The sequence below is a fragment of the Sedimenticola hydrogenitrophicus genome, from assembly GCF_025175675.1.
Taxonomy (GTDB): domain Bacteria; phylum Pseudomonadota; class Gammaproteobacteria; order Chromatiales; family Chromatiaceae; genus Sedimenticola; species Sedimenticola hydrogenitrophicus.
Map to the genome: position 1 here is coordinate 60,595 of NZ_JANIOA010000006.1, position 23,619 is coordinate 84,213.

General features: G+C 56.0%; 32 protein-coding genes and 4 tRNA genes. 26 read left to right on the top strand and 10 right to left on the bottom strand.

Annotation, left to right across the window (positions count from 1 at the left end; all coding sequences use genetic code 11):
- Positions 1 to 26 precede the first annotated feature (26 nt).
- The 6 genes from NPX02_RS05155 (at position 27) to NPX02_RS05180 (ending at position 5,051) form a co-directional block, all read left to right on the top strand.
- On the top strand, positions 27 to 359 hold the full coding sequence (locus NPX02_RS05155; RefSeq protein ID WP_260292367.1) for a SoxAX-binding protein: 333 nt from the start codon (positions 27 to 29) through the stop codon (positions 357 to 359).
- A 27-nt stretch (positions 360 to 386) separates the two neighbouring features.
- On the top strand, positions 387 to 1,058 hold the full coding sequence (locus NPX02_RS05160; RefSeq protein WP_260292368.1) for a rhodanese-like domain-containing protein: 672 nt from the start codon (positions 387 to 389) through the stop codon (positions 1,056 to 1,058).
- Positions 1,059 to 1,099: 41 nt separating this feature from the next.
- The gene (gene soxY / locus NPX02_RS05165) at positions 1,100 to 1,570 is read left to right on the top strand and encodes a thiosulfate oxidation carrier protein SoxY (protein ID WP_260292369.1); all 471 of its coding nucleotides are present in this window, start codon (positions 1,100 to 1,102) and stop codon (positions 1,568 to 1,570) included.
- A gap of 60 nt (positions 1,571 to 1,630) precedes the next feature.
- Positions 1,631 to 1,939: a thiosulfate oxidation carrier complex protein SoxZ gene (gene soxZ / locus NPX02_RS05170; protein WP_260292370.1), complete on the top strand. Its 309-nt coding sequence runs from the start codon at positions 1,631 to 1,633 to the stop codon at positions 1,937 to 1,939.
- A 158-nt stretch (positions 1,940 to 2,097) separates the two neighbouring features.
- Entirely contained in the window at positions 2,098 to 3,876 is a 1,779-nt protein-coding gene (gene soxB, locus NPX02_RS05175) for a thiosulfohydrolase SoxB (protein WP_260292371.1), read from the top strand.
- Between the two features lie 272 nt (positions 3,877 to 4,148).
- On the top strand, positions 4,149 to 5,051 hold the full coding sequence (locus NPX02_RS05180) for a hypothetical protein (RefSeq protein ID WP_260292372.1): 903 nt from the start codon (positions 4,149 to 4,151) through the stop codon (positions 5,049 to 5,051).
- Positions 5,052 to 5,057: 6 nt separating this feature from the next.
- Here NPX02_RS05180 and folD read toward each other — a convergent pair whose 3' ends face one another.
- Positions 5,058 to 5,912, bottom strand: coding sequence for a bifunctional methylenetetrahydrofolate dehydrogenase/methenyltetrahydrofolate cyclohydrolase FolD (folD, locus tag NPX02_RS05185; RefSeq protein ID WP_260292373.1), 855 nt, complete (start codon positions 5,910 to 5,912; stop codon positions 5,058 to 5,060).
- 163 nt (positions 5,913 to 6,075) lie between these two features.
- Between folD and NPX02_RS05190 the strand changes: the two genes are divergently transcribed.
- The 5 genes from NPX02_RS05190 (at position 6,076) to NPX02_RS05210 (ending at position 7,553) form a co-directional block, all read left to right on the top strand.
- Positions 6,076 to 6,152, top strand: a tRNA-Pro gene (locus NPX02_RS05190).
- A gap of 13 nt (positions 6,153 to 6,165) precedes the next feature.
- Positions 6,166 to 6,242: transfer RNA gene (locus NPX02_RS05195), tRNA-Arg, on the top strand.
- A gap of 18 nt (positions 6,243 to 6,260) precedes the next feature.
- Positions 6,261 to 6,336: transfer RNA gene (locus NPX02_RS05200), tRNA-His, on the top strand.
- 6 nt (positions 6,337 to 6,342) lie between these two features.
- Positions 6,343 to 6,418, top strand: a tRNA-Lys gene (locus tag NPX02_RS05205).
- 88 nt (positions 6,419 to 6,506) lie between these two features.
- A complete protein-coding gene (locus NPX02_RS05210; RefSeq protein ID WP_260292374.1) occupies positions 6,507 to 7,553 on the top strand; it encodes a tyrosine-type recombinase/integrase in 1,047 nt (348 codons plus the stop codon).
- 245 nt (positions 7,554 to 7,798) lie between these two features.
- Here the strand turns inward: NPX02_RS05210 and NPX02_RS05215 are convergent, their stop codons facing one another.
- Complete coding sequence (locus NPX02_RS05215) at positions 7,799 to 8,779, bottom strand: LuxR family transcriptional regulator (RefSeq protein ID WP_260292375.1); 981 nt, start codon at positions 8,777 to 8,779, stop codon at positions 7,799 to 7,801.
- 82 nt (positions 8,780 to 8,861) lie between these two features.
- On the opposite strand from NPX02_RS05215, the gene NPX02_RS05220 reads away from it, so the two are divergent.
- The 10 genes from NPX02_RS05220 (at position 8,862) to NPX02_RS05260 (ending at position 15,146) form a co-directional block, all read left to right on the top strand.
- Positions 8,862 to 9,071: a helix-turn-helix domain-containing protein gene (locus NPX02_RS05220; RefSeq protein WP_260292376.1), complete on the top strand. Its 210-nt coding sequence runs from the start codon at positions 8,862 to 8,864 to the stop codon at positions 9,069 to 9,071.
- 25 nt (positions 9,072 to 9,096) lie between these two features.
- Positions 9,097 to 9,954, top strand: a complete 858-nt coding sequence (gene trfA, locus NPX02_RS05225; RefSeq protein ID WP_260292377.1) for a plasmid replication initiator TrfA — start codon at positions 9,097 to 9,099, stop codon at positions 9,952 to 9,954.
- A 346-nt stretch (positions 9,955 to 10,300) separates the two neighbouring features.
- Positions 10,301 to 10,537: a hypothetical protein gene (locus NPX02_RS05230; RefSeq protein WP_260292378.1), complete on the top strand. Its 237-nt coding sequence runs from the start codon at positions 10,301 to 10,303 to the stop codon at positions 10,535 to 10,537.
- A gap of 28 nt (positions 10,538 to 10,565) precedes the next feature.
- Entirely contained in the window at positions 10,566 to 10,967 is a 402-nt protein-coding gene (locus NPX02_RS05235; RefSeq protein ID WP_260292379.1) for a TraK family protein, read from the top strand.
- 326 nt (positions 10,968 to 11,293) lie between these two features.
- The gene (gene traJ, locus NPX02_RS05240; protein WP_260292380.1) at positions 11,294 to 11,668 is read left to right on the top strand and encodes a conjugal transfer transcriptional regulator TraJ; all 375 of its coding nucleotides are present in this window, start codon (positions 11,294 to 11,296) and stop codon (positions 11,666 to 11,668) included.
- A gap of 322 nt (positions 11,669 to 11,990) precedes the next feature.
- Positions 11,991 to 12,761, top strand: coding sequence for a P-type conjugative transfer protein TrbJ (gene trbJ / locus NPX02_RS05245; RefSeq protein WP_260292381.1), 771 nt, complete (start codon positions 11,991 to 11,993; stop codon positions 12,759 to 12,761).
- Positions 12,762 to 12,808: 47 nt separating this feature from the next.
- Complete coding sequence (gene trbK / locus NPX02_RS21570) at positions 12,809 to 13,087, top strand: entry exclusion lipoprotein TrbK (RefSeq protein WP_418067317.1); 279 nt, start codon at positions 12,809 to 12,811, stop codon at positions 13,085 to 13,087.
- Positions 13,088 to 13,103: 16 nt separating this feature from the next.
- Positions 13,104 to 14,552, top strand: a complete 1,449-nt coding sequence (trbL, locus tag NPX02_RS05250; protein ID WP_260292382.1) for a P-type conjugative transfer protein TrbL — start codon at positions 13,104 to 13,106, stop codon at positions 14,550 to 14,552.
- Complete coding sequence (locus tag NPX02_RS05255) at positions 14,534 to 14,830, top strand: hypothetical protein (RefSeq protein WP_260292383.1); 297 nt, start codon at positions 14,534 to 14,536, stop codon at positions 14,828 to 14,830. The genes trbL and NPX02_RS05255 overlap by 19 nt, the downstream gene beginning before the upstream one ends.
- A 67-nt stretch (positions 14,831 to 14,897) precedes the next feature.
- Positions 14,898 to 15,146: a type I toxin-antitoxin system ptaRNA1 family toxin gene (locus NPX02_RS05260; protein ID WP_260292384.1), complete on the top strand. Its 249-nt coding sequence runs from the start codon at positions 14,898 to 14,900 to the stop codon at positions 15,144 to 15,146.
- Between the two features lie 225 nt (positions 15,147 to 15,371).
- On the opposite strand, the gene NPX02_RS05265 is transcribed toward NPX02_RS05260, so the two are convergent.
- The 5 genes from NPX02_RS05265 to NPX02_RS05285 form a co-directional block, all read right to left on the bottom strand.
- The gene (locus NPX02_RS05265; RefSeq protein WP_335342512.1) at positions 15,372 to 15,692 is read right to left on the bottom strand and encodes a helix-turn-helix domain-containing protein; all 321 of its coding nucleotides are present in this window, start codon (positions 15,690 to 15,692) and stop codon (positions 15,372 to 15,374) included.
- Positions 15,680 to 16,012, bottom strand: coding sequence for a nucleotidyltransferase family protein (locus NPX02_RS05270; protein ID WP_260292385.1), 333 nt, complete (start codon positions 16,010 to 16,012; stop codon positions 15,680 to 15,682). Before NPX02_RS05270 ends, NPX02_RS05265 begins: the two co-directional genes overlap by 13 nt.
- 233 nt (positions 16,013 to 16,245) lie before the next feature.
- Positions 16,246 to 16,518 carry a helix-turn-helix domain-containing protein gene (locus NPX02_RS05275; protein WP_260292386.1) on the bottom strand — a complete coding sequence of 91 codons (273 nt, stop codon included), beginning with the start codon at positions 16,516 to 16,518 and terminating at the stop codon, positions 16,246 to 16,248.
- Positions 16,519 to 16,623: 105 nt separating this feature from the next.
- Complete coding sequence (locus NPX02_RS05280; RefSeq protein WP_260292387.1) at positions 16,624 to 16,806, bottom strand: hypothetical protein; 183 nt, start codon at positions 16,804 to 16,806, stop codon at positions 16,624 to 16,626.
- Positions 16,807 to 16,869: 63 nt separating this feature from the next.
- Complete coding sequence (locus NPX02_RS05285; protein ID WP_260292388.1) at positions 16,870 to 17,103, bottom strand: hypothetical protein; 234 nt, start codon at positions 17,101 to 17,103, stop codon at positions 16,870 to 16,872.
- Positions 17,104 to 17,425: 322 nt separating this feature from the next.
- Between NPX02_RS05285 and NPX02_RS05290 the strand changes: the two genes are divergently transcribed.
- The 5 genes from NPX02_RS05290 (at position 17,426) to NPX02_RS05310 (ending at position 21,526) form a co-directional block, all read left to right on the top strand.
- A complete protein-coding gene (locus NPX02_RS05290) occupies positions 17,426 to 18,673 on the top strand; it encodes an RNA-guided endonuclease InsQ/TnpB family protein (protein WP_260292389.1) in 1,248 nt (415 codons plus the stop codon).
- A 148-nt stretch (positions 18,674 to 18,821) separates the two neighbouring features.
- Positions 18,822 to 19,019, top strand: a complete 198-nt coding sequence (locus tag NPX02_RS05295) for a ribbon-helix-helix domain-containing protein (protein ID WP_260292390.1) — start codon at positions 18,822 to 18,824, stop codon at positions 19,017 to 19,019.
- Positions 19,012 to 20,169, top strand: a complete 1,158-nt coding sequence (locus NPX02_RS05300; RefSeq protein WP_260292391.1) for a DNA cytosine methyltransferase — start codon at positions 19,012 to 19,014, stop codon at positions 20,167 to 20,169. Before NPX02_RS05295 ends, NPX02_RS05300 begins: the two co-directional genes overlap by 8 nt.
- 47 nt (positions 20,170 to 20,216) lie before the next feature.
- Positions 20,217 to 21,101 carry an Eco29kI family restriction endonuclease gene (locus tag NPX02_RS05305; protein WP_260292392.1) on the top strand — a complete coding sequence of 295 codons (885 nt, stop codon included), beginning with the start codon at positions 20,217 to 20,219 and terminating at the stop codon, positions 21,099 to 21,101.
- Positions 21,101 to 21,526, top strand: a complete 426-nt coding sequence (locus NPX02_RS05310) for a very short patch repair endonuclease (protein WP_260292393.1) — start codon at positions 21,101 to 21,103, stop codon at positions 21,524 to 21,526. Before NPX02_RS05305 ends, NPX02_RS05310 begins: the two co-directional genes overlap by 1 nt.
- A gap of 120 nt (positions 21,527 to 21,646) precedes the next feature.
- Here NPX02_RS05310 and NPX02_RS05315 read toward each other — a convergent pair whose 3' ends face one another.
- The 3 genes from NPX02_RS05315 to NPX02_RS05325 form a co-directional block, all read right to left on the bottom strand.
- On the bottom strand, positions 21,647 to 22,258 hold the full coding sequence (locus NPX02_RS05315) for an HNH endonuclease domain-containing protein (RefSeq protein ID WP_260292394.1): 612 nt from the start codon (positions 22,256 to 22,258) through the stop codon (positions 21,647 to 21,649).
- Between the two features lie 334 nt (positions 22,259 to 22,592).
- Complete coding sequence (locus NPX02_RS05320; protein ID WP_260292395.1) at positions 22,593 to 23,027, bottom strand: hypothetical protein; 435 nt, start codon at positions 23,025 to 23,027, stop codon at positions 22,593 to 22,595.
- Positions 22,993 to 23,562: a competence protein CoiA gene (locus NPX02_RS05325; protein ID WP_260292396.1), complete on the bottom strand. Its 570-nt coding sequence runs from the start codon at positions 23,560 to 23,562 to the stop codon at positions 22,993 to 22,995. The genes NPX02_RS05320 and NPX02_RS05325 overlap by 35 nt, the downstream gene beginning before the upstream one ends.
- Positions 23,563 to 23,619: the final 57 nt, after the last annotated feature.

The following is a 23,619-nucleotide window of genomic DNA, read 5'->3' on the forward strand; positions in this document are numbered from 1 at the left end:
GGCAATAAGTGAAACTGGAGAGGAATATGAAGATTAAAACTGTATTAGCAATGCTGGTTTTGGCATTCGGGCTGCTGGCCGGGTCCGCCGCCGTTCTGGCGGGTGGCATGAAGGCCGATGCGGCGATGGCCGCCGATGCCATCGCCAAGGCGGAGGCGGCGCGCAAGCAGGCGGCCTCGGTGAATGGCGAGTGGCGGGATACCGGCAAGTTCATAAAGCAGGCCCAGGAGGCGGCCAAGGCCGGCGAGCATGACAAGGCCGTGAAACTGGCCAAAAAGGCCGAACAGGAAGGCCGGCTCGGCTATGAGCAGCAGGTGTCGCAGAGCGAGCTCAAAATACCCTCCTATCTGAAGTACTGATACGGATCAAACCGAAGGAGAGACATAATGAAATACGGCAAGGTACTGATTACCCTGGCCCTGATCGGCGGTGTGGTGCTGTCCGGCCTGGCGATGGCCGGCCCCATGGCCAAGATTACTCCGGGAATGGAGTCGCTGGAGGTGATGCACAACGGCAAGCCGGTGACCATCCGGCGGGTCGATGACAAGGATGCCACTATTCCGGCAGCCTATAACCACCCCTCCCGCCACTGCCCGCCCTTCTGCATCCAGCCGATGCACCTCATTCCGGGGGTGGATACGATCGGTGAGCTGGACGTGCTGGGTTACCTGAAGCGCATCAGCAATGGCGACCGCAGTGTGATGCTGGTGGATTCCCGCACCCCGGACTGGACCCGGCGCGGCACCATCCCCGGCGCGGTCAATATTCCCTGGGACAAGATCAATATCGATGTGGCGGGCAACTTCGAGATCGAAACCGAGGCGGAGACCCTGAGCGATATCCTGGTCAACAGCTTTGGCGTACAGATGGTGGATGGCAAGTGGGATTTCCGCAAAGCCAAGACCCTGGTGCTGTTCTGTAACGGCATCTGGTGTCCCCAGTCATCGGTCAATATCAAGACACTGACCAAGATGGGTTACCCCGCCTATAAACTGAAATGGTATCGCGGTGGTATGCAGGACTGGGTCAGCGTCGGTCTGACCACGGTCATGCCCTGATCAGAAGTATCTACAGAAGCATCTAGAGACAGGAAACAGTTATGAATGAATTACGCAGACTGATTATCAAGGGTTCAGTGGCCGCCGGCACACTGGGTGTTGCCGTGGGCGCCGGACTGCTGGTACCTACCAGCGTGCTGGCCGCCTGGCCGGACAAGGCGTTTGGCGAGAAAAAGATGGACGATGCGATCTCGACCCTGCTGGGCTCCGGAGAGATGACCGAGAGCGCGGAGATCAATATCAAGGCTCCGGAGATTGCCGAGAACGGCGCGGTGGTTCCCGTCACCGTGACGGCCACCATGGCTGGTGTGGAGTCGATCACCATCGCCGCGCCCAACAATCCGTCGCCGCTGGTGGCCAGTTTTGATCTGACCGACGGCGCCCACGGTTACGCCTCCACCCGGATCAAAATGGGTAAGAGCGGAGATGTGGTCGCGGTGGTCAAGGCCGGTGGCAAGCTCTATACCGCGAAAAAGGAGGTCAAGGTGACGATCGGCGGCTGCGGCGGCTAAGCCCCGTCAGGACGCCATCGGCATTTGATAGCAGACACACTATTTTTCGAGGTATAGAACATGGCAACAATCAAGATTCGCGCAAAAGAGAAGGACGGGGTAACCACCGTCAAGGCCCTGATGACCCATCCCATGGAGTCGGGTTTCCGCAAGGACTCCAAGAGCGGCGGGATGGTACCGGCACACTTTATCCAGGAGGTGATGTGTGAAGTGGGCGGCAAGATGGTGATGAACGCCCACTGGAGTGGCGGTGTCTCCAAGAACCCCTATCTCTCCTTCAAGTTCGATGGCGGCAAGGGCGAGACCCTGAAGCTCACCTGGACCGACAACATGGGCAAGAGCGACAGCGTCGAAGAGGCCATCGGCTGATCCGCTTCATCGGGAGGTAACCGCACCCCGGGTGCGGCACAAACCGGCGTCACCATCCCCGGGATCCGTACGGATCCCGGGAACCGTATGGTGCTACATAACACAATACAGGCCAGGCGGCAGTGCTGACCGGAGCCTGACAGTAAGGTTGATCCGACATGAGCATATCCAGAAGAGAGTTCCTGCACCTGATGGGCATGGCTGGCGTGGCGGGCCTGTTGCCGGGATCGCTCCGGGCCACGGCCGGACGGCCGGGAGACCTTTACGAGGTCCCCCGTTTCGGCAATGTCTGCCTGCTGCACATGACCGATTGTCATGCCCAGCTCAATCCCATCTACTTTCGCGAGCCCAACGTAAACCTGGGGGTCGGCGCCGCCCTGGGCCGGGCGCCGCATCTGGTGGGGAGCGCCCTGCTGGAACATTTCGACATCGCCGCCGGCAGCCACGCGGCCCATGCCTTCAGCTATCTCGATTATGACAGCGCCGCCAGGACCTACGGCAAGGTGGGGGGATTCGCCCACCTGGCCACCCTGGTCAAGCGCCTGCGGGCGGAGCGCGGGGACGGTAACACCCTGCTGCTGGATGGTGGCGATACCTGGCAGGGTTCCGCTACCTCCTACTGGACCCGCGGCAAGGACATGGTGGAGGCGAGTAACCTGTTGGGGGTCGATGTCATGACCGGCCACTGGGAGTTCACCTATCAGGACAGTGAGATTATCGAGAATATCGGTGAGTTCAAGGGTGAGTTCCTCGCCCAGAATGTGAAGGTGACGGAAGAGGCGCTGTTCGATTACAAGTTCAGTGACTTCGGCGGATTTGACGAGGATAGCGGGCTCGCCTTCAAGCCCTACACCCTGCGCACGATAAACGGGGTACGAGTGGCGGTGATCGGTCAGGCCTTCCCCTATACCCCGATCGCCAATCCGAGCCGTTTCATCCCGGACTGGACCTTCGGTATCCAGGATGAGCGGATGCAGTCCATGGTGGACAAGGTACGGGCCGACGAGAAACCGGACCTGGTGGTGCTGCTGTCGCATAACGGCATGGACGTGGACCTGAAGATGGCCGCCCAGGTAACCGGTATCGATGTCATTCTCGGCGGCCATACCCATGACGGCATGCCGGCCCCCACGGTGGTGGAGAACGCCTCCGGCAAGACCCTGGTAACCAACGCCGGCTCCAACAGCAAGTTCCTCGGGGTGATGGACCTGGATGTGCGCAACGGCAAACTGCAGGGCTATCAGTACCGCCTGCTGCCGATCTTCTCCAACCTGCTGCCGGCCGATGCCGGGATGCAGGCCTATATCGACGAAATGCGCGCACCCTACCTGGCCAGACTGCAGGAGCCGCTGGCGGTGGCCGAGGAGACCCTGTACCGCCGCGGCAACTTCAACGGCACCTTCGATCAGGTGATCTGCGATGCCCTGCTCAAGGTGAACGATGCGCAGATCTCGCTCTCGCCCGGCTTCCGCTGGGGCACCACGGTGATACCCGGCCAGACCATCACCATGGAGCACGTGATGGACCAGACCTGCATCACCTACCCGGAGACCTACCGCCGGGAGATGAGCGGTGCCGACATCAAGGCGATCCTGGAAGATGTGTGCGACAACCTGTTCAACCCCGACCCCTATTTCCAGCAGGGGGGCGACATGGTGCGCCTGGGCGGTATGGACTATGTGTGCGATCCCAACCAGTCGTTCGGTCAGCGCATCAGCAACATGACCCTGAACGACGGCAGCGCCATCGAGGCCGGCAAGCAGTACATGGTCGCCGGCTGGGCCACGGTCGGCAGTCAGTCGCCCGGTCGGCCGATCTGGGACGTGGTGGCGGATTACCTGCGTGATCGCAAACTGGTGAAGATCGACAAGCTCAACACCCCCAAACTGGTGGGCATGGCGGGCAACCCGGGGCTGGAGTCCTACCCCTCCGCCTGATCTCCCGCAAGTCCGACAGTAGCGTAGGATGGGTGGAGGCGCGTGGCCTCTGTCGTGGAGGCTCTGCACAGCTATCGGGCGCGCCGTAACCCATCTTCGGATGCGGCTGAGCGATGGGTTACGTCGTTCCTCCTCCACCCATCCTACGCACTGACCCCGGATCACATGGGTGGCGACCCGAAAAGTGGCGATTGCCTGGGGCTAGAATGGATTCGCGCCGGCTCCTTCACGTAAGATGGGGCCTTCGCCACGCTATCGGGTCGCCAGGGATCATGCTCAAGCCGCCGCTCAGACAACTCGCCATCACCCTGCTGCTGTTGCTGCTGATGGGTGTGATCCAGGAGGGTAGCCTGGACCGGATCGGTCATGCGCAGACCGAGGCGGGTTTCAAGCGGGCGCTGCTGGTATTTGCCGTAAGCCGGGGGTTGAACGGGGTGATCTCGGTGGCCCAGGGCACCGAGGTGGCGGTGGAACCGGTCGGCATCGGCCTCAACTTCAAGCCGGGCGAGATCCTCGACCCGGTCAACGACCTGGTGGAGCGTTTCTCCTGGGTCATGCTGGCCAGCAGCGCCTCGTTCGGAATTCAGCGCATCCTGCTGGATGTGATGGCCTCTCCCTGGCTGACCTATGCCACGGTTGTGGCCATCCTGTCGCTGTTGCTGGTCATCTGGTGGCCGGGCCGGCGACGCATTGGCGGGATCGGCCGTATGGTTTGCCGGCTGGCGCTCGCCCTGCTGATTCTGCGGCTCTCCGTCGCCCTGATCGCCATCGGCGGTGAGCGCTTCTACCAGGCCTTTCTGGCGCCCCAGTACAGCGAGTCGCGGGGGCAACTGGAGCGGGCGGCGAGCCAGATCGGTGAAGTGAACAGCGAGCTGCGGCCAACCCTGCCGGAAGGGCAGGCGGAGTCGCTGCTGGATCAGGCCCGGCGGGTCTACGATACCGCAACCCGGGCGGTGGATATCGAGGCGCGGATGGCCGCGTTCAACCGGGCGGCGACCAATATCAGTGAGAATGCCATCAACATGATTGTGGTGTTTTTGATGCAGACGGTGCTGTTTCCGCTGTTTTCGCTCTGGCTGTTGTGGCAGCTGCTGAAACGGGTGCTGCGCGCCCGCCTGGAGTGGCTGCGGCGCGCCCCGCCGGCAGCCGGCGAGCGCGGGACCGCATCCGAGTAGCGATCGCTAGCTGCCGTGCAGCTCGCGCGCCTGCAGCGTGTTTTCCAGCAGGGTCGCCACGGTCATCGGCCCGACACCACCCGGCACCGGCGTGATCCACGCCGCACGCTCGCTGGCGCCGGCAAAATCCACGTCGCCGCACAGGCTACCGTCCTCCAGGCGGTTGATGCCCACATCGATCACCAGTGCCCCCGGCTTGATCCACTCGCCCTTGACGAAGTTGGGGCGACCGACCGCGGCCACCACCACATCGGCGTTGGCAATCTTCTGCGGCAGATCCTTGGTGCGGCTGTGGCACACCGTGATGGTACAGCGGGCCGCCAGCAACTCCAGCGCCATCGGCCGGCCGACGATGTTGGACTGGCCGATGATCACCGCATCCAGCCCCTCCAGTCGCTGTCCGGTGCGCTCCAGCATGGTCATCACCCCCTTTGGGGTGCAGGGGCGCAGGATCGGCATGCGCAGCGCCAGACGGCCCACGTTGTAGGGGTGGAAGCCGTCCACATCCTTGGTCGGCAGGATGCGCTCGGTCACCGTCTCCTCGTCGATCTGCCGGGGCAGGGGCAGCTGAACCAGAATCCCGTCCACATCCTCGCGGCCGTTCAGCTCGTCGATATGGGCAATCAGCTCCGCCTCCGTGGTGTCGTCTGGCAGGCGGCGCAGTTCGGAGAGAAAGCCCACCTCCTCGCAGGAGCGCTGCTTGTTGCGCACATACACCTGGGAGGCGGGGTCCTCGCCCACCAGGATCACCACCAGCCCCGGCGGGCGTTCCCCAGCCTCGGTCATGCGGGATACGCGGGCCTTTATGTCGCTGCGCAGTTCAGCGGCAATGGCCTTGCCGTCAAGGATATTTGCACTCATGGGCGGGATTCCACTACAGTTTCAAAGGAAGGGGCGCATGATAGCGCGAAACCCCGGATTTTTCACTGCACAGCCGTCGGGTACGGGGAAATTATTCGTTGACTCGGTCGGACTGGCTGCGTATCATTCCGGCCTCTTCGCACAGAGGCGGGGGTCCGGTTATCGGGGTATAGCGCAGTCTGGTAGCGCGCCTGCTTTGGGAGCAGGATGTCGGGAGTTCGAATCTCTCTACCCCGACCAAATTATCGATCATGCGCCCGTAGCTCATTCGGATAGAGCATCGGCCTTCTAAGCCGAGGGTAGCAGGTTCGAATCCTGCCGGGCGTGCCAGGTTCTTTACAGTTTATGGTGGGCGTAGCTCAGTTGGTAGAGTCCCGGATTGTGATTCCGGTTGTCGTGGGTTCGAGCCCCATCGTCCACCCCATAAATTGGGCCATTAGCTCAGCTGGTAGAGCAGTGGACTCTTAATCCATTGGTCGTAGGTTCGAATCCTACATGGCCCACCAATATAAACAAGGAGTTACGTTAATTCGTAGCTCCTTTTTTATTGGTGAGGTACAATTTCGGTACACTAAGCAAGGAGCCTGTGTACCGATGGCCTCAATAATTAAGACCCCCTCCAGTACCTGGAAAGCTGTCATTCGCCGAAAAGGGTGGCCAACAACCGCGAAGACTTTTCGCACTAAACGGGATGCTGAAGACTGGGCCAGGCGGACTGAGGATGAGATGATCCGGGGTGTCTATATCAGAAGGTCCCCGTCCCAGAAAATCTCTCTCAAGGAAGCCCTGGAACGCTATATAAAAGAGATTACGCCTACCAAACGGGCATCGACCCAGCGAGCGGAGCAAATGCGGGCAAAGCCGCTTACCGCCAAGCTTGGCGACTACTCCCTGGTTTCTCTCTCGCCTGATGTTATTGCTGCCTATCGTGATGAGCGCCTGGAGGCGGGGCGAAGCCCTGCCACGGTCCGCCTTGAGCTCGCTCTGCTTGGCCATCTGTACACGACGGCGATAAAGGAGTGGGGCATTGGGTTGATCTATAACCCGGTCTCAAACATTCGCAGGCCAAGTCCTGGTGAGGGGAGAAACAGGCGTCTTACCTGGAGTGAGGCGCGCAAGATGCTGAAGGAGTGTGATGCCCATTCGAATCCCATGCTTGGTTGGGCTGTCCGGATAGCGCTGTACACTGCTATGCGGCATGGAGAGGTTCTCTCGCTGACAATTGATCAGGTGGATCTGCGTAGGCGGATTGTTCGTCTGAGTGAGACAAAGAACGGTAGCGCCAGAACTGTACCATTGTCAAAAAGAGCAGCCAGGGTTTTACGCCAGGCAATAGGGCATTCGGTGCGACCAAAGGAGACGAACCTGATTTTCTATGGTGAACCTGGCAGGGATGGTGTTCGGCGCCCATATAGGACCAATAAGGTCTGGTCAGAGGCGCTGAAACGCGCCGAAATATCTGATCTGCGCTTTCATGATCTACGCCATGAAGCGGTATCCAGATTTGTGGAAAAGGGGATGAGCGATCAGGAGGTTGCAGCTATCAGCGGACACAAGTCGATGCAGATGCTTAGGCGATATACCCACTTGAGGGCAGAAGACTTGGTTGCAAGGCTCGATGGTGGCTCATCAAAATCGTGAGAAGCGGGCCTGCTTACACCAAAGAAATTTTAGCGGCTAAAATTTTCTCCGATTCTAAATTCCCCAAATTGCCCACTCGATTTTGACAACCGAATAGTGCGACAAATATTGGACTCGCTGCAGTGAGGATAAAACGGTGAGTGGCATCTTGGCTAAATGCGCCCCAGTGGAACGATTGATCCTTAGCGATGCGATCAAGCGCTATATCCACCTCCGGGCCGAAGTTCTGGTGGGCGAGCTGACTGCTATCGCAACTCGTCTAGACGGTACGAAGAAGGAATCGAAGTAAGAGCCTTAGAAACTGCCTGTCGGCTGATGCCGAGCGTTCTAGCAACTTCCGATTGGGTGTGACCGGAAGTAAGCATCATGATGATTTGCTTTTTGCGGTCAGATAGTTTGCCATCAGCCATTTGGCGTGCCTGATTCCTCAGCTCTGCTTTGTCTGCAGGCTGCAAAGTCTGGCGTGCCGCGTGATTGAGGATATATAGGTCGATTGCCCTGTTTCCCGACCTGGATTGCGGCTTAGCAGGCTTGGCGCTTTGCCGATTCAATCGTTCTAGCTCCAGTTTGAATTGATCCTGGGAGCACTTTGCCCGTCGATAGGCAGGGTTCCATGTACCGTCCGCATGCTTGGGACGATGCTCGGAGCAGTACCGGCTACTCAACCGTAGCGCCAAGCTAAAGTTTTCATCATCCTGTGACGGCCATTTCCCACATTCTATGAATGACGCGAACTCAGTCTGGTTTCCACAGAACCTACAATGAGATTGGTACCGCTCGGCATTTAGTGAAGCCCCTCCCTCTGGTACTTTAGACTTCGCCGGGCGCTTGCAAGCGCAGGACCAAACAAGCTCAATTAGAGATTCTTGCGTCGCGATAAATCGCCGATCCGCATCCGACTCATCGATCGTGAGGCGCAAGAACTTACGAAGCAGTTCCTTTTGTAGCGTTACCATGGCGTCAAGTCCAACCAGCCGGATGATTTCACTGAATGAAGCCTCAGTCGCCAGACCTGGCGCATGGTATAGATAATGAGGAGATAGTTCCGCCGCATAGCGAGCCAGGGCTGGGTCAATTAGCTCTTGTACCAGGCGTATTACTGGGTAGCGCCTCGAGTATTTGGAGTACGGATGCCACCGGTCACGGAACTGCTTGATAGCTTGTGAAACACCTGCGTCACAGCCTTCCCAAATGATGATTTCAAGGGCATTTGTCATGTCAACCATTTTGACCAACTAAGGTGTTGTTAGCAAGTTCCACTACACATAACCTTCGTAACAATAGACGAAATTGTACGGAATATTACGAATGGATATTGAGACTTCATTGATTAATCGGTATGGACATCTGTTGACTCTTGCCGAGGTGGCTGAAATTTTGAAGCGCAGTCCTGATGGGCTCAGGGTTTCTCTTGGACGGAATAACGAAGTGTCCAAAAAGTTAAACATGGGAAAGAAAAAAATCGGAAGGAGAGTGTACTTCCGAGTGGCAGCTATTGCTGAATTGATTGAATCATAACAGCATAAATTCTGTAGAAGCTGTTATGGATAAGATTCATGAAAGTGCCTGTGCTAGTCCACTAGTCAGAACGTTGAAGCGTCTGCAAGTCAGTAAACAATCGCAGTATAAGGTTAAGTCTGCATTAAGCGATGGGGAACAGCTGGGGTTGCCCTACTGGGCTGAGTTGAATCGCGCTTTACCCAATTACATATCACGAACTAGTCTATTTGCCCCTGTGCAGCCAGGTAGACGCATTTTGCATGATATGAGTTGTTTATCTAGCCCGAAAGGGATTGCTTTATATTTTTCAGGGAAGCAACTCGATATGGCTGATCAAGATGTTTTTCTCCAGGTTTTGCACCTCGCTAGGCGATATCCATTGGAGGAGCGGGTGTATTTTACGAGGGCAGATTTCCTCCGGGATATAAACCGTTGTGTGGGTAGCAGCGACTATCGATGGCTGGCGGACGCTATTAATAGGTTAGTGATTGCAGCGGTTTTTATTGAGACACAGCGGTACAAAACAGGTTTTCATCTAATTGACCAATATGACTACGATCAGGGAACAGGAAAATATTATGTGGTTCTTAACAGAAAAGTGAAGGCACTATTTTCAAATTCCGAATATGGACTTCTGGATTGGCAACGCAGGTTAGAGTTAAAACGAAAAATAGGGTTGGCTAAATGGTTACAGGGTTACTCAGCCAGCCATAAAAAAGGCCAGCACAAAATAGGGGTTGATCTGTTGCGTCAATGGTGTGGTTGGTCAGGTAGGGCGCGAAACTTTTCCGTCGCGTTGACTCAAGCCATGAATGAGTTGGTGCGTGTTGGAATCTTCAGCGGTGCAAGAATAGGTATTAGTAGGCAAGGTAATGTTCAGGCCGAATGGGTTCGTGAGTAACATGGATCATGTGAAGTGCCGTCGGGATGGCGGGGCGGATCATCGGGATAGTGAGGCGGTCTATCGGGATGGCGGGGCGATTCATCGGGATAGCAAGGCAAAACGGTTTTATAAGGTCATGAATCTAAAGATGAAAAAGTAGGCAATCATACCTTTAACCGTATTTAACCAATATTTAACCGGTGGTCATCTGTGAGTAACGCTAGATACCGAATAGATGATATCTCATGATAAACCAGTTACTGGCGTTGCACCTGGTCGTATCACTAGGCGGCGGTGTATCACGCATCAGAAATGCATTAGCTATATATCAGCAGTGTTTCAAATCGAAAGAGAATTGGAAATTATGAAGCAAATACTGATTCGGGTTAGCGAAAATACAGCTAACAATCTGAATGAGCTTGTAGAACTCTGCAATCGGGAGAACAGCCGCAGAGATGGTTGCACAAGTCATGGAGCACTGAGCCTGTCTCGCTTTATGTCAATGTTAGCGGAAGATGCAGCGATGGTCATTACCCGTCCAGGAAGCTGGGAAGGAGCGAACATGGCCCAAGTCTTTAGCTCGCATGGCTATGATGTGTGAACAACCACTAACCGAAGGAAAAGGAAATATGACAACAAACATAAAGCAAGAGCTGGCTGCATGGGTTGCCCAGAAACAAAAAATAGCAAAGCCCAGGCGCAGGGAATGCGTGGCTATCTTTTTTGCTGTGCGCGAAGACGTGAAAGCGGCCATCGCCGCCGGGTACGCGCTCAAGACCATTTGGGAACATATGCGCGAAACCGGCCGGGTGTCTTTCCGTTACGAAACCTTCCTTAGGTACGTTCGTCGGCACATCACGAACGCCCCACCAGAGCGTCCCAAACAATCTAGCACAGTGAAGCCAGCGGCCCAAGGTAGGGGTGCAAATGAGGTGATGCCGACGGCATCCAGCGAACCGAAGAGGGGCAATTTGTCTCAGATCAGAAGCTTCAGTTTCGATCCTTCTCCGAAAAGAGAGGACTTGATCTGATGGCCACGATTCAACGCTGTAGCCTGGTGTTTGGTGCGCTGTTGATGCGCTGTCGGAACGCTGTAACCGTTGGATTTGTCTGTATCTTAGCCATTGTCGTCGTGTTTGTACGCTGTTGCTGTTCGATAGCGCATGCACAGCACAAGATACGCAGCATCGACAGCTTGAAAATGGCCTCCGAAGTCAGGGCAGGATGGGTGAAGTTAGCTAACCGGGCAAGCCGGTTACCTATCTTCACTGTTCCTTATTCGCACCCGGGGCGCTCAACGAAAATCCTGCTCTGCGAGGCTGACCGGCTACCGCCGGCTTTCAAGCGAGGTTGAACGATGGAGCAAGACCAGCAACAGCAAGACAGGAAGCGCCGGCAGCACCTGCGGGTGCCGGTGTTCCCGGATGAGAAAGAGACGATTGAACGCCAAGCGAAGCAATCCGGCTTGAGTGTCGCCCGCTATTTGCGCGAGGTCGGCCAGGGTTACCAAATAAAGGGCATTGTTGATTACGAACAGGTGCGCGAGCTGGCCAGGATTAATGGCGACTTGGGTCGATTGGGTGGGTTGCTAAAGCTCTGGTTGACCAATGATGAACGTACTGCGCATTTTGGCGGGTCTACCATACAGGCGTTGCTAGGCCGCATTGAGGCCACCCAGGATGAAATGGGAAAGATCATGATGTCCGTTGTCATGCCTAGGGCGGAGCAGTGATTATTTTAGCCGCTAAAAAATTGGGGTCACCGGCGGGGGCATGCTTTGATCGCAACGCACGTTCCCATGCGTTCGGTTGGTAAATCCGACTTTGCCGCCCTGGCGAAGTACATCGCCTACGAGAAAGCAAGACCGAACGGATGGGCTATGGAGTGTATCAGCGCGTCAGCGCCGTGCATCACGAGATGGACAACCTAGAGGATGCCGTGACTTTTTTTAGAAAAAAAGGCCGGGCTTCGGTGTCACCCTGGTCAATTACCGATTAGCTCCGTGGCGAAGCTGTTCGATGACCCTAGCCACATATCAAAAAAGGGTAATCGTTATGAAGAAAAAAATTTTAGCCGCTAAAATCGCACTGGCCATTGCACTGACCTCCGGCCCGATGCTGCCGGAAGTTCACGCCGGCGGCATCCCGGTTATCGATGTAACCAACATCGTGCAAACCACGGTCAGCGCCTCGGAATCGGTCAGCCAGACCCTCAAGCTGATTCAGCAATATCAAACCCAACTGCAGCAGTATCAAAACATGCTGCAAAACACGACAGAGCCTTCGTCCTACATCTGGGACAATGCCGTCTCGACAATGAACAACCTCCGCAACCTCATCGACTCCCTTTCGTATTACAAAAATACGCTAGGCAGCGTGGATGCCTATCTATCGCAATTTGGCGATCTTAATTATTACGAAGCTTCCCCATGCTTCAATTCCAATGGCTTCTGCTCTCCCGCAGAACGGATAGCGCTGGACCAAGCCCGCCACCTCGGCTACCAATCACAGAAACTGGCAAATAATGCCGTCTTCCGGGGTCTGGACGCACAACAGGACGCCCTGCAGACCGACGCCAGCCGATTAGAACAGCTCCAGACAGCTGCAGGAAACGCTGAAGGTCGTATGGAGGCCATCGGTTACGCTAATCAGTTCGCCAGTCAGCAAGCCAACCAGCTTCTGCAGATCCGGGGACTCCTGATTGCTCAGCAGAATGCGGTAACCACGCGGATGCAGGCGCAAATGGCGGAAGAGGCGCGTTCATCCGCTCAAAGAAAATTGCTAACTTCGGGAGTATTCAATAAGAGTCCTACCGGAGATTATTAAATCTATTTGGAGATGTTACTGATGAAGAGGAACGCATGAAAATTTACATGACAATTTGTATTTGCTTGGCAATATTACTGGTCGGTTGTGGTGAGGAATCGAATGATACTGATACCAGACAGGCTCACAATATATCGCAAGACCGTTTGGGTGTCCCTCCGGAGGCCAACGCGGAAAATTGTTCATCCGATATGAAATTGGCAATCTTGAATGATCTCAGAGACGAAGCAAGTCGGGATACATTTATTGCCGATTGCCGGTCCTTCAACCAAAGAAAGCGCTTAACTTCAGGGACGTTCATGAAGAGCCCACCAGGCGATTACTAATAGAAAAGGAATCAGGATGAAAAAAATATACTGGCAAGCACTGATTATTGGGGGTGTGCTGGTCCTGGCTTCGGAAGCGGCGATGGCGGATCTCGGTAGCGACGGGATCATGAATACAGTTTTGAAGAAATTTGATACTGCAGCGAGTAGCTGGGCAATAGCGCTTACTGATGCAGCGAGCAGACTCTTCTGGACGTTGGTGCTGATCTCCATGGTTTGGACATTCGGCATGATGGCGCTACGTAAGGCCGATATAGGCGAATTCTTCGCGGAGTTCTTTCGCTTTACCGTCTTCACAGGCTTCTTTTGGTGGCTACTGACAAATGCAGTCACCGGGATGAATATTGCTGGAACCATTATTTCAAGTATGCAACAACTCGGCGCTCAAGCTGGTGGCCTTGGTTCCACCAAGTTAGATCCAGGTGCAATAGTCGATATTGGCTTTGATTTGTTTGGAAAAATACTCGGCGCTGTAGATCAGCTCGGTTGGAAGGATTTCGATATGGCGATAGCGATGATGATTCTTGGCGGGATTATCCTGGCTATACTCGCTCTAATTTCAGTTAATTTGTTGTTGTTACTTGCCACGAGCTGGATTGTCCTATACGCGGGAATATTCTTTCTTGGATTTGGTGGTTCTCGATGGACATCAGATATGGCGATGAATTATTACAGAACCATTCTTGGTATCGCTGTTCAACTGCTCACGATGATCCTGGTGGTTGCAATCGGAAAATCCTTTCTTGAAAATTTCACCATGCAAATCAGTAGCCATACGACTATCCAGGAACTTGCTGTGATGATGGTCGTTTCGATTATTCTGCTCGTATTAACCAATAAAGTTCCGACGACAATTGCCGGTATCATCACGGGAGCGAGCATGGGAAATACCGGAATTGGCCAGCTTGGCGCGGGTGCAATGATAGGTGCGGGTGCGGTTACAGCGGGTGCTTTCGCATCAGGCGGTGTTGCACTGGCGCACGGCCTTGAAAAGGCAGGGGTGGCAGGCGCTGGAGCTTTATCCTCTTTAATGGCCGCCGTCTCCCAGGCGAACGCCAACGTTGCATCAGGTAGCGATGTACTAACAAGCCTTTGGGGTGGCGAAGGTGGCAGCGATCCCAGTGGAGGACCTGGCGGCGGAGGACTACCAGGTACTGGAAATACCCCGCTTGCAGAGGCGGCCGGCTTTGCTTCACCAATGGGGTCTTCGGCCCCCGCCGGAGGCGATAATGGTGGAGCCGCCGCGAGCGGAGCCAGCGACTCCGGAGATACTGTTGCCGATAGTGATGGCGGTCACTCTTCGGCCGGCGGCGAATCCTCCGGCAGTGGCATAGGCGCGTCCAGCTCGGGCGGCCGAGGGTCCAATGGGACGACAGCGCAGCAGGCACGCAACAGACAGCCTCCGATTCAGGCACCAGCGCCACACAACAACCAAAGGGGGGCTTCATGGCCGCCGCCGCAATGACAGCCAGCACAGCGACCAAGATAGCCGCCGATGCCGGCGCGAACCTGGCTAAAGGTTCCGTATCGATCGTCAAGGACAAGGCCGCCAATATCATGGATGCAACGAAGGAACGGATAGCTGATACCACTGGAGGCCGCATTGCGGATGCGATCCTTACACGGGGCGTAGAGTCGGCGGTGGTATTCGACGGAAACAGTTTGTCATCAGCAGACTCGACAGATGTGGATGCAGAGGCTGAGATTGCGGCCTTCGTCGGGAATGATACCGAGAAGTTTTAAAACGCGCCGGTCAGTTGGTGAAGAACCGACCGGCACTTCCACTCTACACCTGAATAGGAGGTGAATAATGGCAACACAGTATACTATCGAACCCTGCCAGGTATTGCACCAGGCAGCCACTCAACTGATGGAGATCGAATGGATCAACCAAGAGACGGCCAGGAGGATTTCACCAATAGCGGAGGCCGTTGCCAACATGGTCATGGTTGTGTATTACCAAGCGGAAACAGGGCTGGCAAGTAAGGAGGATTTCCTAAAGGCACAGGCTACGCTGCGTCAGGTGAGTGACTCGGTGACCACTCCATACCCTGCTTAATTTCGGATATTTAACATTGACAAGGCGGCTTCCTGAGCCGCCTTTTCGTACCTATCGATGCTTTTGAGAACGACATAGGCCTCTACTTTTGGACTGCGTACTTGGTGGGGAAACTGGCGCTGGCAAAAGCTTGTTAGCGCTCAGCTATCCGCTCATCCTGGACGGCTTGGTGATCGTCGAGGTCGACATGGTTTGCAGTCCGCCCCTCATCTGTCAATAGTTCGCCTACCCCCGTCGCCTCTTATCAGTTAAATCGGTAACCTCGATATGCAGGGCCAAGCCGGCCGCCGTTGCGATGACCACGAGGGCATCGAGCGAGAATTCACCAGCATTGCACCGGAGCAGATCATTTAATCGCGGACGGGTCAAACGGAGCCGCTTTGCGGCTTTCTCTGGGCTCAGGTCCCATGCTTTCACCCGTTCGCGAATATCTATCAACAGTTCGGCGCGCACCTTCATGTTGGCCGCTTCCTCTGGAGTATCGCAGAGCGCATCCCATACGCTTTCAAATGTTTCGCTTTCCATGGTTTTGATTAGCGAGGCCATGCCCCGTCCCTTACTTTTGCTCCGACCTCGCCGACTGACCGTGCTTCCGCGAGTACCTTGGCCCGGAGCACCGGCGGCAGGTCGCCGGGTGTCAACAAATCAACATAAACGCCGGGGAGCAATTCCATTTCGACTTGTAAATCGCCCAAGTCTAATAACGTGGCACTAGGCAGCCCATCAACCAGCAGATCAATGTCGCTACTGTCCTGGTCAGCGCCATGCAGCACAGAGCCGAAAACGCGAACGTTCCGGACACGATGCGATTCAACAATGCGGTGGATCGCAGCGTGGTTCAAGTTCAGTGCATCGGATAGGCGCATTCCTTCCTCAATTTTAGCCGCTAAAAAGTCTGCCTGGTTATACAGTGCATTTCTACATGCCCGCCGCCGGCATCGAGAACTCCACGTTGGCGACGGTTGGGCAACAGCGGACATATTATCACGGACCGAAACGGTAAACTGGTTGGGAAGGTTGCCACTCACCTATCGAGAGACCAAGAGGCCCAAGCCCGGCGGGCCACCTTTCGCCTTGTCACAGAAACAGAAGGCCCTGACTAACTCCTTATCTCAGGCGAGGCATACGGAGCACCCCAGGCAAGCCAAGCCGGGTTAACGCCAAGGACAGCAGCCAGTGTTGCTAGGCATCTGGGGCGCATAGATTTACCGATTTCGATCTTTTGGATCGCTGCCTTATTTGATCCGGCAAGGTCTCCAAGCTGTCCTTGCGTCAGTCCATTGGCCATTCTTAATGTTCGTACCCGTTCGCCGATCCCGGCTTCGGCTGATTCGTGATTCTGGATGAGTTTAACAAGCTGCTTCTTATCCACTATCATCTCTTCCTAACCAGTCTTTTCCAATGCCGCGTGGGCGGCTAACTCGATGCTCTGAATGTGTACTAGGGCCTGTTAGCAGTCATGACGATACCCGCCAGCTCACTCGTTCTCTAACATGCTCGTTTCGACGACGTAGTTTGGCTCTATGGCCATGCCCGTATCGGTCGGCGCAATACGCACCCGCCCCCCGTCCTCGTCCTCTAGTGCTATCCAATGAAAACCCTCATCGCCTGGATCACGCCATTCCGGCTTGATTACAACTGTGTCGCCCTTCTTGATCATGTATACCTTCTCCTCACCAAAGTGCTTTGTTTGGGATTCTCGGTTACTCTACCGTGCGCCTACCTATCGAACCCGCACCTCAAACCCCGCGATCCCGAGCTCCTTGCACAGCTTCCACAGGGTTTCCAGCTTCTTGAACACCCGGACCTGGCCGCGCCGGGTTTTCATTTCGCGCTGCTCCAGGCGGCCGGTATTGATCACCACGGTAAAGCCGGGCAAATCGAGGGGCCGGGGTACGGCCGCCAGGCGGAGATCCACGCCGGCCTGGACCAGGGTACGGATTTCGACTTCGTTCATGGGGTAGGGTCTGCCAAAAGTGTCGGCTTTGGTAAAATAGCAAGCAGGTAACCAATATATATAATATTGGTTACCAGATCAAGCGGTTAGGGGAGGCCGGGGCGGTCGCTTCTGGCGGGGTGATTTAACATAGCGCCCGTTATCCGCCACCTTTGACGAAGCATGCCAAGGAAGGCCTGCGCCCCCGCCGACCTGAGCCAAAGGCCCGACTATCGCAATCACTGCGGAAGGACACTGGGCGATCGGCGGATCCATGTTACAACATTCCCTGTTAAATTAGGTTGACGCGTTCTCCATACGTTCTATAATTGGAATGATGCCGATGCGGACCTATAAATTGTTGTGCCTGCCCACTGTCAAGCAGTGTAAACGCTTGGAAGTGGAGTATCAGCAGGCGCACAATGTGCACAACTGGGCATTGGGTTTTCGACAGCAAGCCTATCGCAAATGGGGCCTCTCCCTGGACTACCGGGATCTCTCCGCGGTTCTGACCACGATCAAGAAAACCACCAAGCCCTGGCTGGCCGAGGCGTCGGCCGGCGTGCTGGTGCAACGGTTGCTCGACCAGGACAAGGCGTTCAAAAACTTTTTCGAAGGCCGCGCCCAATACCCAAAATTCAGACCACGGCGCCGGAGCAAGAACAAGGTCCGGTACCAGCTTGACCAGCGGCACATCGATAAAACCTTCATCCCGGGTGAAAGGCTGGTGATCCCCCGGCTGGGCAGCCTGCGGGTGCGCTGGAGCCGGGTGCCCGAAGGCAGGCCCAAGATGGTCACGGTCGAGAAAGACCCGACCGGCCGTTACTGGATATCGTTCATGGTGGATGAGCCGGTCGAGACCCTGGCCCGGGCAAAGTACGATTCGACCGGTGTCGATCTGGGCATCAAATCCTGTGCGGTCGACTCCCGGGGCAATGAAGTACTGAACCCCAAGCCGCTGTACCACAATCTCTACCGGCTGAAAATCCTGCAGCGGCGCCTGAAGCACAAGCAGAAAGGCTCCAGACGAAAAGCGTTATTGAGAAAACGCATTGCGAAACTGCATCAGAAGATTGCCCATCAGCGACAAACATTCCTTCACCAGCTGAGTTTTAGGCTGATCCACGAAAACCAAGTGGTGTGTGCCGAAACGCTCAAGGTGAAGAATCTGCTCCGGAACCGGCGCCTGTCCCGGGCCGACGTGGGCATGGGCGAGCTGCTGCGGCAGTTGGCGTACAAGTCCGAGTGGTACGGAAGAACCTTTGTTCAGATTGACCAGTGGTACGCATCGAGCAAGACCTGTTCGTGCTGTGGCCACAAGCTGGACAAGTTGGATCTTTCGACCCGGGAGTGGGACTGCCCGGCATGCGGCACCCACCATGACCGGGACCACAATGCCGCGCTCAACATCGAGGCGGAAGGCCTGGCACTCCTGAGCGGTGTACCAAGAATATTTGGTCTGATTGCAGACCCTGCCGAGCTGATTCCGGCAGCCAATGACGTGGAGTTTGATATCCACCGGTCCAGCCGCCCTTTAGGGCAGCAACGGCCGGCAGGCTTTGAAGCGTCAACCCAATTAGCAAGCGCGTGAGCGCACTGCCGTTCTGACGGGTCACGATGACCGATCAGGATGGTGGGCTAACAGGGAACTCAGACGTTGACGTTTAAAGGTGTTTATCACATACTCCAACGGCATAATTGCTGCGAATTGCAGCAAAATACCGCGGGAGAAAATCTCTATGGGAAAGGATGGCCGCGACTCGGTGAGGGTCACAACCACGCTGACGCGACAGCAGCACGCCGACCTGGAACGCATCGCCGAACAGAACGGCGTAAAGGTCGCTTGGCTGGTGCGTCGCGCTGTGGAACGCCTGATCGAACACGCGCAAGGCCCGCTGTTTTCCCTGGATCTCGGAGAGGGACACAAAAATGCGTAGCGTCGAGCTGTTCAGCGGATGCGGAGGGCTTGCACTGGGCTTATCCAGGGCGGGATTTCATCACGACTTGATGGTCGAGTGGAACGAGAATGCCGTCGCCACCGTGCACCACAACCGGCGGCGCAAGCTGCGCCATATCCGCGATTGGCCACTGGAGCAGCGCGACGTGCGCGAGGTTGCTTGGCGCGGCTTCGCCGACCTCGATCTGGTGGCCGGCGGCCCGCCGTGCCAACCGTTCTCCATCGGCGGCAAGCACCGCGGCCACGAGGACGCGCGCGACATGTGGCCGGAGGCCATCCGCGCCGTTCGGGAAACCCTCCCACGGGCTTTCCTGTTCGAGAACGTGCGCGGCCTCGCGCGCCCGGCCTTCGCCAACTATCTGCGCTGGATCGTCGCCCATCTTCACCACCCGGAAATGGCCCGCAAGGACGGAGAGGACCACGCCAAGCACACCCGACGCCTGGAGGCGTGCGGGCTTCCGCCGTCCTATCGGGTGCTCGTGGTCCAGGTGAACGCCGCGGACTACGGCGCGCCGCAGAAGCGCCACCGCGTCATCGTCGCCGGAGTGCGCGCCGATCTCGCCGCGGAGCTGGAACCGCCGACGCCGACGCACTCCCGCGAGCGACTGCTATGGGATCAGTGGGTTAGCGGCGAATATTGGCGCCGTCACGGCCTACGGCAGCCGGCCGACCGCGAAATTCAGGCCGGCGATCTCCCGGCCGTCAAGCGCCTGCGCGCCCGCGCAACGCCGCCGGAAGGCAAGCCGTGGGCGACGGTACGCGATGCGCTCGCCGGCCTGGGCGAGCCGACCGGCAAGGCAAATCACGTGTTCCGGGATGGCGCGCGTGTGTACCCGGGACACACCGGGAGTCCGCTCGATCAACCGGCCAAGGCGCTCAAGGCCGGCGATCACGGTGTGCCCGGCGGCGAGAACATGATGGTCAAGGGTGACGGCTCGGTGCGCTACTTCACCACCCGCGAAGCCGCCCGCCTTCAAGGTCTGCCGGACACCTACCATTTCCCGCGCTCGTGGACGGAAAGCATGCGCCAGCTCGGCAATGCCGTTCCGGCGCAGCTCTCCGAGGCGATGGGCGCGTGGATCGCCGCCGTGCTGAGGGAAGACGACGGGACACGGCAGGCAGTGGCGTGATGGCGACGAGGAGACCGAGAACCCCCGCACAATCCGTCATCGAGGAGATGCGCGAGCGCCTGGCGCACTTGCGCGAGCTGCTACCCAGCCTGAGCAAGCCAGCGGCCAAAAAGACGATGGCGGAATTGCTCTCCATCATGGGCGACATCGAGGCGGCCCGCTCCGATCTCGACCCGATTAAAGACCCCGGCACTTCATTCGATCCCACCGACCCTGACACCGCCGGCCACCTGGTCGCCCTCGCGCTCATCGCCCAGGATCGCGTTCCACTCGGCCGCCTCGCCAAAACCTACGGCTCTGGCGTGTACGCGATCTATTACCACGGTGACCATCCACTTTATGGCCCCGTGTCCGGAACGGAAACGCCCATCTACGTGGGCAAGGCCGATCCCGAGAATCCGACCGCACGCACCCCGCGCGAGCAAGGCCCGCGGCTCTATGGCCGGCTGAACGATCACCGCCGTATGATCAAGACGGTTGGGGAGCACGCGCAGCGCGAGGTATTGCCGCATCCGCTTCGCGTCGAGGACTTCGACGCGCGCCGCCTGATTTGCGCCACGAACGCGCAGCTCGTTGCTGAGCGGCACTTGATCGGCATGTTCCGGCCGGTATGGAACAACGAAATCGGCATCTGCTGGGGAATCAGCAAGCACGGCGACGCCGCCACCACGCGCGCGAACAAGCGTTCCCCCTGGGACGTGATACACCCCGGCCGCGCTTGGGCGATGGCCGCAGCCCTGAACGACAAGATGACGCCCGAGGAAATCGAGCGCCGCGTTGGAGAGCACTTCGGGCAAACCCCGCCTTACCGCGATACCGTCCACATTGTGCGCGAGTTCCTGGCCGCCTTCGTCCAGCACGCCGCCATGTCGCCGGAGGAACCGGCCGACAATGACGACGCCGACACGGACGCGGGCGACGAGCAACGGTAATGAACCCGGTCGATCCCGCGCGCAGCGCCCAAATGGCGCGCGTACGCGGGCGCGACACCAAACCGGAAATGCGCGTACGCAAGGCGTTGCACGCCGCTGGCCTGCGCTATCGACTCCATGACCGGCGTTTGCCCGGCACACCCGACCTGGTGTTCCCAAGCCGGCGCGTCGCGCTGTTCGTGCATGGGTGCTTCTGGCATCGTCACCCTGGCTGCGCGGCCGCGCGCCTGCCAAAAACCCGCCTGGAGTTTTGGGAACCGAAGCTCACCGGCAACGTCGAGCGCGACGGGCGCAACCACGCGGCACTGGAAGCGGCCGGCTGGGAAGTGATGGTGATATGGGAGTGCGAAACGCGCGACCGCGCAGCCCTCGCGCGCCTGGCGGATGCCATCAAGAGCCACCGACCGGCTACGATGAGACGCTAACAAAAGCAGCCTGAATGCAAAAAGGCCGGGGAAACCCTCCCCAGCCCCTTCTGTTTCAATCGCCCGGCGCTTGACCTGGTGCTCGATGTAGGAAAGTGATGCTACTAAAACTGTATTAATTTATCCCCTTCCAATAATGCCCTGAACAATACCTTCAAAGTAACTTGCATCCTTGAATTTTCTTTTTTTCCTGATAAACCCTGGATCAAAGTAAACCCCTACGTCGTTAACCGTCAACTGAAGGAAGTCGTCCTTTGTTAGAGAAAAATCAATTTCGTTTCCTGGATATTTGTCGGCCAAATGGCCTTGGAATAAATTCAGCAGCATATCGACTGTAAGCTTGCGCCTTTTGTCTATAAGTTTGCGCTTTTTATCAATCTCCTTCGCTATGCTTTTTCGCTCATTAACCCAGTCTGTACCATGCCTTTTTTCTAGGATATTCCAGTAAACAGCTTTTGATCTATCGTGTTTTTCTTGATTTACTTCTTTTAGCACATACGCAAGGTTTTCTGGCCAGCAGCTACCTCGCCTGCATACAGGCCTCAAATGATCAAGCGAGTAGTTCTTTTTGTCATGGGATGGAGGGGACAGAGGCGTCCCAGTAAAATAACACTTTCCTTCTTGTATTCTGAATATTTCTTCCAGATCTTCTCCTTCATACACCCCGCCAGACATTGTCATTAGAAATTGCCTGTGCTCTGACCTTTCTTTATTTCGTTCTTGCTCACTCATGCTGCTTTTCCTGTGGCTAACGCGCGGGTTCAGGCGCGTTAGCGCTGACGTCGTCTGAAATCCGGTGGGTTTGTTATCAGTCCATGGCCTAGATCGGGGTTAAATTCGCGCCGATCTTCGCGGCTCCTGTTCCTGACGTTGCACCTGCCTCTTCTCTTACTTTTGCCCGGCCTTCTCGATGGCCAAACCCACAGCTGCCCTTACCTGGCGGTCAACCTCTTTGTCGGAGAATTTAGCGAGATCCTTGGGGCTGAGCTAGCCAAACTCCTGCCGATCATGAAAATCGGTAATGAACTTCATCACATGATCAACGTTGTCCTGCATATATGACTTGTTAAGCTTTTGCTCGTGCTCGCGCAATTCTTACAGCCTGTTGACTAGGCTGAAAATGAACCCTGGCCATTTGCTTTGATTTCACGAAATTCTCTTCCAAGGAAAAGCGCGCAAATTTTTTCGAACCAGCTTTACGGTAAAGTCCTCCTCTTTTTCCAGCCTCCAAATTCGAGCTGATAGAGGACATAACGCTATTACTCAAAACATTGATACCCAGCGACGATATAATTTTCTCTTGGGACAGCTCTCCCCATGTGGCTATCGACAAAAATACTAAATTCTTGATCGTATCCGATTGCCAAATATAGGAATCCATAAACTCTTTACTACTGAACGATCTTGGGTAGCGCTGGAGCACACCACCTATACGTACCTTGTTCCATACAAATGACGTTTTCTCATTAATCGTTTTCGGTACAAATTTTATGTACTTCATCCCAGTCAAGCGTGTAGCACTCTCCATAATTCTTGTATAGCCACTGGCGGTTGGTTTCTGTGTCCGCACTTTTGCCAAGCCACCAAATAACATCAACTCCTGCATTTCTATAGTCATTTGTGCGTCGCTCTAATTGCTCAGTAGTGATTGATGACAATTGAATTTCGTGAGCCACTAGCCAACCACTTGGAAATGCGAAAACAATATCGGCAACCCGATGCACCTCATGAACGGGATACTCCAACAATGGCTTCGCGTTCAAGTACTCTTCAAACTCACTGCTCAGTTGAGTTGCAATAAGCCGCTTGAAAAACAAATGCTCTTCGCTCTCAGGATGCCTTTCGTAATCACATGAGCATGGTGAGTTTGGTTTATGCGAAAAGTGCTTTATTCGCACGAGCCCAGCCTTAATAATCAACTCACCGCCGCACAGATGGCACAACAGATCATCCTTTTTTAGCTCGCTCCTAGGATTTTTGTAGTCAAATATATATACCAACTCATTCGTGTGTTTGTTCTTAGCAACCAGACCCATACACGATTCCTTTCAAGCCTCAACGTAGAAGTAACCGGCCTGCGCGGCTTTTCGCGC

What these genes read in the sequence shown, in the direction of transcription:
- soxY (WP_260292369.1), top strand. Translation starts at nt 1,100, where the DNA reads ATGAATGAATTACGCAGACTGATTATCAAGGGTTCAGTGGCCGCCGGC.
- NPX02_RS05310 (WP_260292393.1), top strand. Translation starts at nt 21,101, where the DNA reads ATGAACCCGGTCGATCCCGCGCGCAGCGCCCAAATGGCGCGCGTACGC.
- NPX02_RS05210 (WP_260292374.1), top strand. Translation starts at nt 6,507, where the DNA reads ATGGCCTCAATAATTAAGACCCCCTCCAGTACCTGGAAAGCTGTCATT.
- NPX02_RS05315 (WP_260292394.1), bottom strand. Translation starts at nt 22,258, where the DNA reads ATGAGTGAGCAAGAACGAAATAAAGAAAGGTCAGAGCACAGGCAATTT.
- NPX02_RS05295 (WP_260292390.1), top strand. Translation starts at nt 18,822, where the DNA reads ATGGGAAAGGATGGCCGCGACTCGGTGAGGGTCACAACCACGCTGACG.
- folD (WP_260292373.1), bottom strand. Translation starts at nt 5,912, where the DNA reads ATGAGTGCAAATATCCTTGACGGCAAGGCCATTGCCGCTGAACTGCGC.
- NPX02_RS05270 (WP_260292385.1), bottom strand. Translation starts at nt 16,012, where the DNA reads ATGCGCCTATCCGATGCACTGAACTTGAACCACGCTGCGATCCACCGC.
- trbL (WP_260292382.1), top strand. Translation starts at nt 13,104, where the DNA reads ATGAAAAAAATATACTGGCAAGCACTGATTATTGGGGGTGTGCTGGTC.
- soxB (WP_260292371.1), top strand. Translation starts at nt 2,098, where the DNA reads ATGAGCATATCCAGAAGAGAGTTCCTGCACCTGATGGGCATGGCTGGC.
- NPX02_RS05235 (WP_260292379.1), top strand. Translation starts at nt 10,566, where the DNA reads ATGACAACAAACATAAAGCAAGAGCTGGCTGCATGGGTTGCCCAGAAA.
- trbJ (WP_260292381.1), top strand. Translation starts at nt 11,991, where the DNA reads ATGAAGAAAAAAATTTTAGCCGCTAAAATCGCACTGGCCATTGCACTG.
- NPX02_RS05320 (WP_260292395.1), bottom strand. Translation starts at nt 23,027, where the DNA reads ATGAAGTACATAAAATTTGTACCGAAAACGATTAATGAGAAAACGTCA.
- NPX02_RS05255 (WP_260292383.1), top strand. Translation starts at nt 14,534, where the DNA reads ATGGCCGCCGCCGCAATGACAGCCAGCACAGCGACCAAGATAGCCGCC.
- NPX02_RS05285 (WP_260292388.1), bottom strand. Translation starts at nt 17,103, where the DNA reads ATGAACGAAGTCGAAATCCGTACCCTGGTCCAGGCCGGCGTGGATCTC.
- NPX02_RS05230 (WP_260292378.1), top strand. Translation starts at nt 10,301, where the DNA reads ATGAAGCAAATACTGATTCGGGTTAGCGAAAATACAGCTAACAATCTG.
- NPX02_RS05155 (WP_260292367.1), top strand. Translation starts at nt 27, where the DNA reads ATGAAGATTAAAACTGTATTAGCAATGCTGGTTTTGGCATTCGGGCTG.
- trbK (WP_418067317.1), top strand. Translation starts at nt 12,809, where the DNA reads ATGACAATTTGTATTTGCTTGGCAATATTACTGGTCGGTTGTGGTGAG.
- NPX02_RS05215 (WP_260292375.1), bottom strand. Translation starts at nt 8,779, where the DNA reads ATGGTTGACATGACAAATGCCCTTGAAATCATCATTTGGGAAGGCTGT.
- NPX02_RS05300 (WP_260292391.1), top strand. Translation starts at nt 19,012, where the DNA reads ATGCGTAGCGTCGAGCTGTTCAGCGGATGCGGAGGGCTTGCACTGGGC.
- traJ (WP_260292380.1), top strand. Translation starts at nt 11,294, where the DNA reads ATGGAGCAAGACCAGCAACAGCAAGACAGGAAGCGCCGGCAGCACCTG.
- NPX02_RS05305 (WP_260292392.1), top strand. Translation starts at nt 20,217, where the DNA reads ATGCGCGAGCGCCTGGCGCACTTGCGCGAGCTGCTACCCAGCCTGAGC.
- soxZ (WP_260292370.1), top strand. Translation starts at nt 1,631, where the DNA reads ATGGCAACAATCAAGATTCGCGCAAAAGAGAAGGACGGGGTAACCACC.
- NPX02_RS05160 (WP_260292368.1), top strand. Translation starts at nt 387, where the DNA reads ATGAAATACGGCAAGGTACTGATTACCCTGGCCCTGATCGGCGGTGTG.
- NPX02_RS05260 (WP_260292384.1), top strand. Translation starts at nt 14,898, where the DNA reads ATGGCAACACAGTATACTATCGAACCCTGCCAGGTATTGCACCAGGCA.
- NPX02_RS05220 (WP_260292376.1), top strand. Translation starts at nt 8,862, where the DNA reads ATGGATATTGAGACTTCATTGATTAATCGGTATGGACATCTGTTGACT.
- NPX02_RS05290 (WP_260292389.1), top strand. Translation starts at nt 17,426, where the DNA reads ATGCGGACCTATAAATTGTTGTGCCTGCCCACTGTCAAGCAGTGTAAA.
- trfA (WP_260292377.1), top strand. Translation starts at nt 9,097, where the DNA reads ATGGATAAGATTCATGAAAGTGCCTGTGCTAGTCCACTAGTCAGAACG.
- NPX02_RS05265 (WP_335342512.1), bottom strand. Translation starts at nt 15,692, where the DNA reads ATGGCCTCGCTAATCAAAACCATGGAAAGCGAAACATTTGAAAGCGTA.
- NPX02_RS05280 (WP_260292387.1), bottom strand. Translation starts at nt 16,806, where the DNA reads ATGATCAAGAAGGGCGACACAGTTGTAATCAAGCCGGAATGGCGTGAT.
- NPX02_RS05180 (WP_260292372.1), top strand. Translation starts at nt 4,149, where the DNA reads ATGCTCAAGCCGCCGCTCAGACAACTCGCCATCACCCTGCTGCTGTTG.
- NPX02_RS05325 (WP_260292396.1), bottom strand. Translation starts at nt 23,562, where the DNA reads ATGGGTCTGGTTGCTAAGAACAAACACACGAATGAGTTGGTATATATA.